General features: G+C 71.6%; 9 protein-coding genes and 3 pseudogenes. 2 read left to right on the top strand and 10 right to left on the bottom strand.

The window, feature by feature from the left end; genetic code table 11:
* Window positions 1–166: 166 nt before the first annotated feature.
* A complete protein-coding gene (locus tag AB0H87_RS11625; RefSeq protein WP_360142909.1) occupies window positions 167–1,621 on the bottom strand; it encodes an MFS transporter in 1,455 nt (484 codons plus the stop codon).
* Window positions 1,622–1,720: 99 nt separating this feature from the next.
* On the opposite strand from AB0H87_RS11625, the gene AB0H87_RS11620 reads away from it, so the two are divergent.
* Window positions 1,721–2,227, top strand: a complete 507-nt coding sequence (locus tag AB0H87_RS11620; protein WP_360142907.1) for a MarR family transcriptional regulator — start codon at window positions 1,721–1,723, stop codon at window positions 2,225–2,227.
* A gap of 427 nt (window positions 2,228–2,654) precedes the next feature.
* Here AB0H87_RS11620 and sigB read toward each other — a convergent pair whose 3' ends face one another.
* On the bottom strand, window positions 2,655–3,611 hold the full coding sequence (gene sigB, locus AB0H87_RS11615) for an RNA polymerase sigma factor SigB (protein ID WP_360142905.1): 957 nt from the start codon (window positions 3,609–3,611) through the stop codon (window positions 2,655–2,657).
* A 226-nt stretch (window positions 3,612–3,837) separates the two neighbouring features.
* Between sigB and AB0H87_RS11610 the strand changes: the two genes are divergently transcribed.
* Window positions 3,838–4,626, top strand: a complete 789-nt coding sequence (locus AB0H87_RS11610; RefSeq protein WP_360142903.1) for a sporulation protein — start codon at window positions 3,838–3,840, stop codon at window positions 4,624–4,626.
* Window positions 4,627–4,629: 3 nt separating this feature from the next.
* Here the strand turns inward: AB0H87_RS11610 and dtd are convergent, their stop codons facing one another.
* The 8 genes and pseudogenes from dtd to AB0H87_RS11570 all read right to left on the bottom strand — a co-directional run bounded on the left by dtd (window position 4,630) and on the right by AB0H87_RS11570 (window position 9,881).
* Window positions 4,630–5,052, bottom strand: coding sequence for a D-aminoacyl-tRNA deacylase (gene dtd / locus AB0H87_RS11605; RefSeq protein ID WP_360142901.1), 423 nt, complete (start codon window positions 5,050–5,052; stop codon window positions 4,630–4,632).
* Window positions 5,049–5,660: pseudogene (locus AB0H87_RS11600) on the bottom strand (methyltransferase); the annotation flags it as partial. The gene dtd and the pseudogene AB0H87_RS11600, both read right to left, overlap by 4 nt.
* 37 nt (window positions 5,661–5,697) lie before the next feature.
* Window positions 5,698–6,096, bottom strand: a pseudogene (locus tag AB0H87_RS11595) (beta-ketoacyl synthase N-terminal-like domain-containing protein); the annotation flags it as partial.
* Window positions 6,097–6,125: 29 nt separating this feature from the next.
* A complete protein-coding gene (locus AB0H87_RS11590; protein WP_360142899.1) occupies window positions 6,126–7,385 on the bottom strand; it encodes a beta-ketoacyl-[acyl-carrier-protein] synthase family protein in 1,260 nt (419 codons plus the stop codon).
* Window positions 7,382–7,768 carry a cupin domain-containing protein gene (locus AB0H87_RS11585; protein WP_360142913.1) on the bottom strand — a complete coding sequence of 129 codons (387 nt, stop codon included), beginning with the start codon at window positions 7,766–7,768 and terminating at the stop codon, window positions 7,382–7,384. Before AB0H87_RS11585 ends, AB0H87_RS11590 begins: the two co-directional genes overlap by 4 nt.
* 12 nt (window positions 7,769–7,780) lie before the next feature.
* Window positions 7,781–8,245: pseudogene (locus AB0H87_RS11580) on the bottom strand (SRPBCC family protein); the annotation flags it as partial.
* Between the two features lie 14 nt (window positions 8,246–8,259).
* A complete protein-coding gene (locus AB0H87_RS11575; RefSeq protein ID WP_360142897.1) occupies window positions 8,260–8,517 on the bottom strand; it encodes an acyl carrier protein in 258 nt (85 codons plus the stop codon).
* The gene (locus tag AB0H87_RS11570) at window positions 8,514–9,881 is read right to left on the bottom strand and encodes a biotin carboxylase N-terminal domain-containing protein (protein WP_360142895.1); all 1,368 of its coding nucleotides are present in this window, start codon (window positions 9,879–9,881) and stop codon (window positions 8,514–8,516) included. Before AB0H87_RS11570 ends, AB0H87_RS11575 begins: the two co-directional genes overlap by 4 nt.
* Window positions 9,882–9,883 lie beyond the last annotated feature (2 nt).

Here is a 9,883-nt window from a genome sequence, read left to right as displayed (position 1 = left end):
GCAAGACCGTCGGTCCGCCCGGCTTTGCTCTGCTTCCATCCACGCACCACCCCGCCTGACCTGCGGTGCGTATCTGGAAGCAGAGCAAAGTCATCGGCGGGCGTGGGGGAATCGGCTGCCTTAGGCGCGGTCAGCTGACCGACTGGGTTCGTCTCGCGGCGGCGGGTTAACGCCCTGCGTCGACCGCTACCGGTTGTGGGGCCGGCGCGTCGGCGGGGTCTCGGGCGACCGCCGCGGACCTGGCCGGGAAGAGCGACAGGTTGCGGACGCCCGGGACCACTGCGGTGCCGGCCGTCGAGAGCGCGACCAGGAGGGCGGCGACGACCAGCGGGAACGCCTCGCCGCCGAACTGCGCCGCCGCCAGCGGGGCCAGTGCGTAGCCGAGTGGCATCGCGGAGAACGAGATGAGCATGTCCCACGAGTTGACCCGCGCCAGGCGGTCCGGGGCGACGTGTTGCTGGACTACCGATACCCAGACCGGATTGAGGAAGCCGAGTGCCAGCATCGCCAGCCCGTAGCTGCCGACCAGCCACGATGCCGAAGTCGGCACGGCGAACAGCAGCAGCGGCGCCGCGAAGGACGACAAGGCCAGGTTGGCCCAGAGCACCGGGCGGCGCGGGTTGATCGCGAAACGGCCGGTGGCACCGACCCGGGTGGCCAGCAACGAACCCAGCAGGACGCCGACCGCGCCCGCCTGGGTGACGGCCACCCAGACCGCCTCACCGCCGGCGCGATGCACCGCGATCAGCGGCCCCAGCGTCATCAGGACGGCGGCCGACAGGTTCCAGATGCCGTGCCCGATCAGCGTGGTCCACAGCCAGTCATGCCGGCCCAGCTCCCGCCAACCCTCGGCCAACGACCGCAGCATCGGCACTCGCGTCGCTGCCGGCTCGGCGCCGGATGCGGCGTCTCCGGCGGGGGAGCGGCGGGAGTCGGACCGGCCCCGGCTCGTGGTGGTGGCGGTCGCGGCCGACGCGGCGTCCCCGGCGGGGGAGCGGCTGAAGTTGGGGCGGCGCCGGCTCGTGGTGGTGGCGGTCGCCGTCGACGCGGCGTTGTGGGCCGCTGCCGGGCTGTGCAGGCGGACCAGGGTCAGCGCGATCGCGCTGATCACGAACGTGCCGGCGTCCAGGACGAACGCCCAGCCCGAGCCGACCGTCAGCACCAGCGTGCCGCCGACCGCCGGCCCGAGCACTCCGGCGACGCCGCGGGACACGCCGAGCAGGCCGTTCGCCCGCGGGCGGCCTTCCGGCGGCACCGTGGCGCTCACCAGCGGGCCGCCTGTCGGCAGTGCGAACGCCGACGCCGCGCCCGACACCGCCGCCGCCACCGCGATGTCCGTCAGCCGGAACACGCCCGCCACGAGCGACAGCCCGATCCAGAGCTGGACCACCGCCCGCACCACGTCCGCGACGATCGCCACCGTCCGCGGTGACCACCGGTCCGCGAGCACGCCCCCGATCGGCAGCAGCACCAACTGCGGCACGCTGCCGCAAGCCAGCACCAGCGCCAGCGCGCTCGCTGAACCCGTCGCCCGCACCACCGCCAGCGCCAGTGCCGCCGGCACCACCACGTCGCCGAAGGCCGAGAGCGAGTAGCCCAACCAGATCAGCCTGAAGTTCATGGTCGCAGATTACTTCGGCACCGAAATATTCGTCAACGAAAAGTTTGGCGATGAAAAATCAAGGACCGAAAAATCAGTTGACGAAGTACACTCGGCGCCATGCGGGACTCTGTCGACGAGCACATCGACCAGTGGCTGCCGCTGCTCGACGGACTCGACCCGGACGCCGAGGGCGCGATCACCCGCATGCAGTACGTCGTGCGCCACATCCGCAAGCACAAGGACGCGATGCTGGCGAAGCACGACCTGCAGGCGAGCGAGTTCGACACCCTGCACACGCTGATGCGCCTGGGCGAGCCGCACCGCACCACACCGAGCCGCCTCGCCACGGAACTGGCGATGTCGCCGGCCGCCATGACCGGCCGCCTGGACGCCCTCGAACAACGCGGCTTCGTCCGCCGCGCCCCCTCGACCACCGACCGCCGCAAGGTCGACGTCGAGCTGACCGCGGCCGGCAAGCGCGCCTGGACCAAGGCCATCGACGACATGGGCTTCGAGGAGACCCGGGTCCTCGGGGTCCTGAACTCCCGCGAACGCCGTCAACTCTCGGACCTGCTCCGCCGCGTCCTGATCGCCGCGGAGCAGGGCCCACCACCACCGCAGTAGCCGTCCGCCACGCCCACATAGCGGCGGCGGCCGATGCCTGCGACCCAGGGTTGCGGTGGCGGCGGACGGTAGCCGCCCTGGTTGCGGCGGCGGGGGAGGCCGGCGGCCCTGGTTGCGGCGGCGGGCGATGCCAGCCGCTCAGGTCGTGGCGGCGGGAGGCCAGCGACCCAGGGTTGCGGTGGCGGGCGACGCTAGCCGCTCAGGTCGGGGTGGCGGGCGACGCTAGCCGCTCAGGTCGGGGTGGCGGGCGACGCTAGCCGCTCAGGTCGCGGTGGCGGGCGACGCTAGCCGCCCAGGTCGCTGCGGGTCAACGTCAGCCGCACGGTCGCGGCCCGTGTCACCGCGGGAACGGGCGACCCGGCGACGATGCCCCAACGAGAAGCGGCCCCGCCACCGAGATGGGTGACGGGGCCGAAAGAGACAAGGGTCAGGAGGCGTAGGCCTCCAGGCGCTGGGCGCGCGACGGGTGCCGCAGCTTCAGCAGCGTCACCTTCTCGATCTGGCGGATCCGCTCCCGCGACAGCCCGAACTCCCGCCCCACCTCGTCGAGCGTGCGCTGGCGGCCATCGTCCAGGCCGAACCGCAGCCGGATCACCGCCTGCTCGCGTGACGACAGCGTCGACAGGACGATCTCGACCTCGTTGCGCAGCATGCCCTGCGACACCTCGTCGGCCGGCTCCTGGCGGGCGTCGACACCGACCACGAAATCCCCGAGCGCGCTCTCGCCGTCCTCGCCGACGGCCTGGTCGAGGCTGACCGGCTCCCGGTCGTACGAGATGAGCTCGATGATCTGGAACTCCGGCAGGCTCATCGCGGCCGCGACCTCGGCCACCGTGGGCTCCCGACCGAGCGACACCGCCAGGTCGCGGCGGGCCCGGACCATCTTGTTGACCTGTTCGACCATGTGCACCGGGATGCGGATCGTGCGCGACTGGTCGGCCATCGCCCGGGTGATCGCCTGGCGGATCCACCACGTCGCGTACGTCGAGAACTTGTAGCCCTTCGCGTAGTCGAACTTCTCGACCGCGCGGATGAGCCCGAGGTTGCCCTCTTGGATCAGGTCGAGGAACGCCATGCCCCGGCCCGTGTACCGCTTCGCGATGCTGACCACGAGCCGCAGGTTGGCCTCCAGCAGGCGGTCCTTCGCCGCGTGCCCCTCCGCCGCGATGATCGAAAGGTCGGCCCGCAGGCCCTCGGGTGTGTCCGTGCCGGCCAGCTTCTCCTCCGCGAACAACCCGGCCTCGATGCGCCGTGCCAGGTCGACCTCCTCGACGGCGGTCAGCAGCTTGGTGCGGCCGATACCGTTGAGGTACGCACGGACGAGGTCGGCGGAGACGCCCCGTTCATCGGTGGCGTCCAGGTCGATCTGGTCGTAGTCGTTCATGCTCCTGCTACCCCGCTTCCCGGCAACCCTCCGTGGTGCCGTGCGAAGAGCTTCTCGCAACGGGCGTGAAGCCGGAGTGAGGAGAATCGGCGGGTGGCATGAATCCGGGAGCCTCTTCGCCCGATTTACGCAATTTGTGCCGCAGAAGATGATCGCGCCGTGCCTCGGCCGCGTTGCGTCCGGCCGCTAGTCTGCGAGCAACTCCACACCAGAAAGGCACGTCGTCGTGGTCTTCAAGCGAATGATGCAGGCGTTGGGCGTCGGCGGGCCGTCCGTCGAGACGGTGCTCAGCAACCCCAACTGCCGTCCCGGCGGTTTCCTCGAGGGTCAGATCCACGTCGAGGGTGGCGACCACGCGGTCGACATCGAGTACGTGGCCCTCGGCATGGTCACCCGGGTCGAGGTGGAGAGCGGCGACTCCGAGTACGACTCGACCACCGAGTTCCACCGCCAGCGCGCCACGGGTGCCTTCCGCCTGGAGCCGAAGCAGCGCTACGACATCCCGTTCCGCTTCGAGGTGCCGTGGGAGACCCCGATCACCGAGGTGTACGGGCAGCACCTGCACGGCATGACGATGGCACTGCGCACCGAGCTCGAGGTGGCCCGCGCCGTCGACAAGGGCGACCTCGACGCCGTGGCCGTGCACCCGCTGCCGGCCCAGGAGCGCATCCTCGACGGCCTGCTCCGCCTCGGCTTCCGGTTCGCCCGTGCCGACGTCGAGAGCGGCCGCATCTACGGCGTGCAGCAGAGCCTGCCGTTCTACCAGGAGATCGAGTTCTACCCGTCGCCGCAGTTCGCCTCGGCCATCAACCAGCTCGAGCTGACCTTCCTGGCCACGCCGCAGCACCTGCAGGTGGTGCTGGAGATGGACAAGCGCGGCGGCCTGTTCACCGAGGGCCACGACGCGTTCGGCCGGTTCACGGTCGACTACGCCTCCGCCGAGCAGACCGACTGGGCCGCCCAGCTGCACGGCTGGCTCGAGCAGTCCCTCCGCAAGCGCGGCCTGTTCCGCTAGAAGCTAGAGCTCCAGCAACACGGTTCGCGGGCCCACGTTCACGCTCTCGACGAGCATGTGGGCCCGGAACCGACCCGTCTCCACCACCGCGCCACGGTTACGCAGGGCGTCGGCGAACGCGGTCACCAGCGGCTCGGCCACCTCGGCCGGGGCCGCGGCGGACCAGCTGGGCCGGCGCCCTTTGCGCGCGTCCGCGTACAACGTGAACTGGCTGACGACCAGCACGGGTGCGCCGACGTCGCTGGCCGACTTCTCGTCGTCGAGGATGCGCAGCTCCCAGACCTTGCGGGCCATCGTGTCGGCGACCGCGGAATCGTCGCTGTGCGTGACGCCCAGCAGCACCAGCAGCCCGTCGGAGATCGCACCGACCACCGAGCCGTCGACGGTCACCGACGCCCGCGAGACGGTCTGGACCAGCGCTCTCACGCCACCGGCTCCACGATCCCGCGCTCGACCAGGTGCGCCACGATCGGCCCGGCGGCGTCGGCCAGGTCCGCCTCGGCGACCTCGTGCGCGGCCGCCAGCAGGCTGATCTGGTCGCGCAAGGGGACCTGCCCGTCGGCGCCGCTGACCAGGGCCAGCACCAGCGGGTCGACCTCCTCGCTCCAGCGCAGGCCGGACGGCATGACCAGCACCTGGCGGTCCACCGCCCAGCCGTCGTCACCGAGCGTCGCCTCCTGCTGGAGCTGCAGCCCCGGCGCGGTGCGGTAGCGGGCGGACAGCAGGTCCGCGTCCCGGACGAAGTCCTGCCGGTCGAACCACGCGGCGATCTGGTCGCCGAGCGGCTGCTGGGTCTGTTGGCGCAGGTCCTCGACCCGGACCACCGGGTCGTCGTGGCCACCGCGGCGCAGCGTGACCAGGCCGAACCCGATCGCCGCGACGTCGTTGGCGTCGAACCAGTCGAGCCAGGCGGCCGCGCGCGCCGGGTCGCCCTCCTCGTTGGCGTCGGCCAGCCACAGACCGACGTACGACATCGGATCGGCGACCTCCCGCTGGATCACCCAGGCGTCCAGCCCGGTGCCCGCGAACCAGCCCGCCGGCGCCCTCGGAGACCAGCACCTGGTTGGGACCCTTGGTCCCGTGCAGGATCGAGGTCTGCCCGACGCTCGCGGCGTAGAACCAGGCGATCGACTGGTACGCGGTGACCGCGCGCCGACCCCGGCTCCACAGTGCCTGGATCTCCCGCTGCCCGAACTCGTTGCCGCCCGAGCCGCTGGCCAGCACGACCGAGGTGGCGTACGGGTCGTGCGCCGCCGGGTCGTACTTCGCGTCGTCGAGCGCCTGCCGGGTCGCGGCCAGCGACATCCACGTCCACTTGTCGGTCTGGATGATGAGGCGCGGGTCGACGCTGCCTTCGGCGCGGAAACCGGGCACCCGCCCGGCCAGCGTGCCGTCCTGCTCGTCCACCCGCAGCTCACCGGCCAATGTGGAGCGCCAGTGCTCCTCGACCGACAGCCCGCTCGGCGCCATGATCCCGATCCCGGTCACCACGGCCCGCGTCATGACGTCCACCTCCGCAACACCGCGGCCGACTGGAAGCCGCCGAACCCGCTACCCACCGACAGCGCGACGTCGATCCGCTGCTCGCGCGCGTTCTTCGGCACGTAGTCCAGGTCGCACTCGGGATCCTTGTTCTCCAGGTTCGCCGTCGGCGGGACCACGCCGTAACGGATCGCCAGCACGCAGGCGGCCAGCTCGATCGCGCCGATCGCGCCCAGCGAGTGGCCGACCATCGACTTGATCGAGCTGACCGGCACCTCGTACGCGTGCTGCCCCAGGCTCCGCTTGAACGCCGCGGTCTCGTGCCGGTCGTTCTGCTTGGTCCCCGAGCCGTGTGCGTTGACGTAGCTGACCGTGGTCGGGTCGAGCCGCGCCTGGTTGAGCGCCTCGGTGATCGCCTCCGCCATCTCCAGCCCGTCCGGCCGCAGCCCGGTCATGTGGAACGCGTTGCTGCGGTTGGCGAAGCCGGCGACCTCGCAGAAGATCTCCGCGCCGCGGCGACGGGCGTGCTCCAGCTCCTCGAGGATCAGCACGGCGCCGCCCTCGCCCATCACGAAGCCGTCCCGGGTCGCGTCGAACGGCCGGGAGGCGTGCTCCGGGTCGTCGTTGCGGGCCGAGGTGGCCCGGATCGCGTCGAAGCAGGCCATCGAGATCGGCGAGATCGGTGCGTCGGCCGCGCCCGCGATCACCACGTCGGCGTCGCCGTCCTCGATGAGCTGGTGGCCGTGGCCGATCGCGTCGAGGCCGGAGGTGCAGCCCGTGGAGATCACCGCGGCCGGACCGTGCGCCCCGAACCGGCAGGCCACCTCGGTCGCCGCGCTGCTCGGCACCAGCGCCTGGTAGAGGAACCGGCTGCCGTAGCGCTCGTCGACCTGCCAGTGCCGGCCGTGGTCGCTGACGTTGACGTACTCGTCCTCGAGCCGCGTGGTGGCACCGACCGCGCTGCCGATGCTCACCGCCAGGTTGTCCCGGTCCACCGCGGCCAGGTCCAGCCCGCTCTCCGCCAGGGCCTCGTCGGCCGCGACGAGCGCGAACTGGGTGAACCGGTCGTTGCGGTGGATCTCTTGCGGGGTCAGGCCGGCCGCGCGCGGGTCGAAGTCGCACTCGGCGGCGATCTGCGACCGGAAGTCGGCGGGGTCGAAGAAGCTGATCCGCCGCGTGGCCGTGCGCCCGGCGGTGAGCATGTCCCAGAACGCGCTCCGGGTGACCCCGCCGGGCGCGACCACGCCCACGCCCGTCACGACGGTGCGTCGGCTCATGGCGCACTCCCGGGCAGGACTTCGGTGTCCACGTGCCCCAGCTCCGGCCGGGGCGCCAGCGGGCCGAGCGCGAAGACCAGGAACGCCGGCCGGTCGCCGTCGTTCATCAGCCGGTGCTTGACCCCGATCGGGATGTGCACGCCCTCGTTGGGCCGCAGCGGCAGCTCGCGCCCGTCGAGCCGGACGGTGATCCCGCCCTCGACGCAGAACAGGTACTCCTCCGAGTACGGGTGCCAGTGCTCCGTCACCACCTCGGCGGGGGCCAGTCGCAGCGTGCCCATGAAGCCCGACGTCGAGCCGACGGTGGCCGGCGACAGGATGACGCGGATGTCGCCGCCGCGCCGCCGGTTGCTCGGCACGTCGTCGATGGACACGGTCTTGATCGGGCGCTGCGGCTTGCTCGGCCCGCCGATGCCGTGCAGCGCCAGCCGCTCGACCTTGTCGCGGATGACGTCCATCTGCACCGCGGTGTTGGCGTTGATCCGGTCGGTCATCGCGGCCGTGTCGATCGGGGCGTCCGGGCGCATCCGGAAGTCCTGGATCCAGCGCATCCGGGTGCCGGAGCCCTCCGTCTCGTAGGTCCACTCGATGTTCATGAACTCGAACGGGCCGGGCTCGACCCGGCGGGCCACCACGCGGCGGGCGGCCTTGTCGGGCGTGCGCTCGGAGACCCAGGCCCACACCTTGCCGTTCTCGTCGGGGTGCATGGCCAGGCGGAACCGCACCGTGTCGCCGGAGCGTTCGATGATCTCCGCGGACGCGTACTCGGTGAACAGATCCGGCCACTTCTCGACGTCGTTGGTCGCCTCCCAGACGACGTCGAACGGCGCGTTGATCAGGATCGAGTTGTCGACGTGACCAATGGTGGGTGCGCTCATGCCGCCGGCTCCTCGTCGCGCGAAAGGCGTTCGTTGATGGCCGCGGTCATCTCGCCGACGCTGAACGCCAGCGGGCGGTCGTCCGGCAGCTCGAAGCCGTACAGCGTCTGCAGTTCCGACTGCAGCTGGAGGAACGCGAGCGAGTCGAGCCCGAGGTCGCCGAACGTCTTGTTCGGATCGTCGGTACGCATGTCCGACGGCAGCCCGACCTTCGTGACCAGCAGCTGCATCAGGTCGTCGATGGTGTACCTCATGATTCCTCCCGTGTGTGCGGATCGGTGAGCCGGTCGACGAGCGAGGTGTCGTGCGTCCCGGCGACGAAGAGCGGGTGGTCCAGTGCGGTCAGCAGGAAGTCCCGGTTGGTGCTGACGCCCGGACCCTCGACGGTCAGCTCGGCGAGCGCCCGGCGCATCCGGGCCAGCGCCTGGGGGCGGTCCGGGGCCCAGACGCAGACCTTGGCGAGCAGCGGGTCGTACGCGGCGGAGATGCGGCCGCCGGCCACCGCGGCCGTGTCGACCCGCACGAACGGGCCGGCGGGCAGCTCCAGCGCCGTCAGCCGGCCCGGCGTCGGCATGAAGCCGCGGGCCGGGTCCTCGGCGTTGATCCGGCACTCGATCGCCCAGCCGCGCGCGGTCAGCTCCGCCTGCGACATGTCGAGCCGCTCGCCGGCCGCGATCCGCAGCTGCTCGCGCACGAGGTCGACGCCGTGGGTCAGCTCCGTCACCGGGTGCTCGACCTGGATCCGGCAGTTGACCTCCATGAAGTAGAACCGGTGCTGCTCGTCGACGAGGAACTCGACCGTGCCGGCGCCGACGTAGCCGGCGGCGAGCAGCCCGCGCACCGCCGCGTGGCCCATCTGCTCGACGAGCCCGCGGGGCAGGCCGGGGGCCGGCGACTCCTCGATGATCTTCTGGCGGCGGCGCTGCACCGAGCAGTCCCGCTGGCCCAGGTGCACGCCGTTGCCGTGGCTGTCGCAGAGCACCTGGACCTCGACGTGCCGCGCGGACGGCAGGTACCGCTCGACGTAGACCCGGTCGTCGCCGAACAGCGACTGCGCGGTGCTGCGGATCTCGCGGTACTGCCGGGCCAGGTTGTCGGGCTCGTGCACCACCTGCATGCCCCGCCCGCCGCCGCCGGCGACCGCCTTGACGATCACCGGGTAGCCGATGTCGGCGGCGACCTTCGCGACCGCCTCGGCGTCGCTGACCGGCTCGATCGTGCCGGGCAACAGCGGCAGGCCGGCGTCCGCCATGGCCGCGCGGGCGGTGGACTTGTCACCGAGCCGGTCGATCACGGACGGGGGAGGGCCGACGAAGGTCAGCCCCTCGGCCTCGCACGCCTCGGCGAAGTCCGCCTGCTCCGAGAGGAAGCCGTAGCCGGGGTGGATGGCGTCGGCGCCCGTCTGCCGGGCCGCCTCCATGATCGCGGGCAGGTAGAGGTAGCTGTGCCGGGCCGGTCCGGGGCCGATGCACACCGCCTGGTCCGCGAAGCGTACGACGCTGCTGTCGCGGTCCTCCGTGGAGTAGACGGCGGCCACCCGCAGCCCCAGCTCGCGGCAGGTGCGGGCCACGCGTAAGGCGATCTCGCCCCGGTTGGCGATGAGAACGGTCTCGAACACGG

This window comes from Asanoa sp. NPDC050611, assembly GCF_040654855.1.
In the GTDB taxonomy this organism is placed as follows: domain Bacteria; phylum Actinomycetota; class Actinomycetes; order Mycobacteriales; family Micromonosporaceae; genus Asanoa.
Note: the sequence above shows the minus strand (reverse complement) of the source record. Positions and strands in the feature narration are given on the sequence as shown.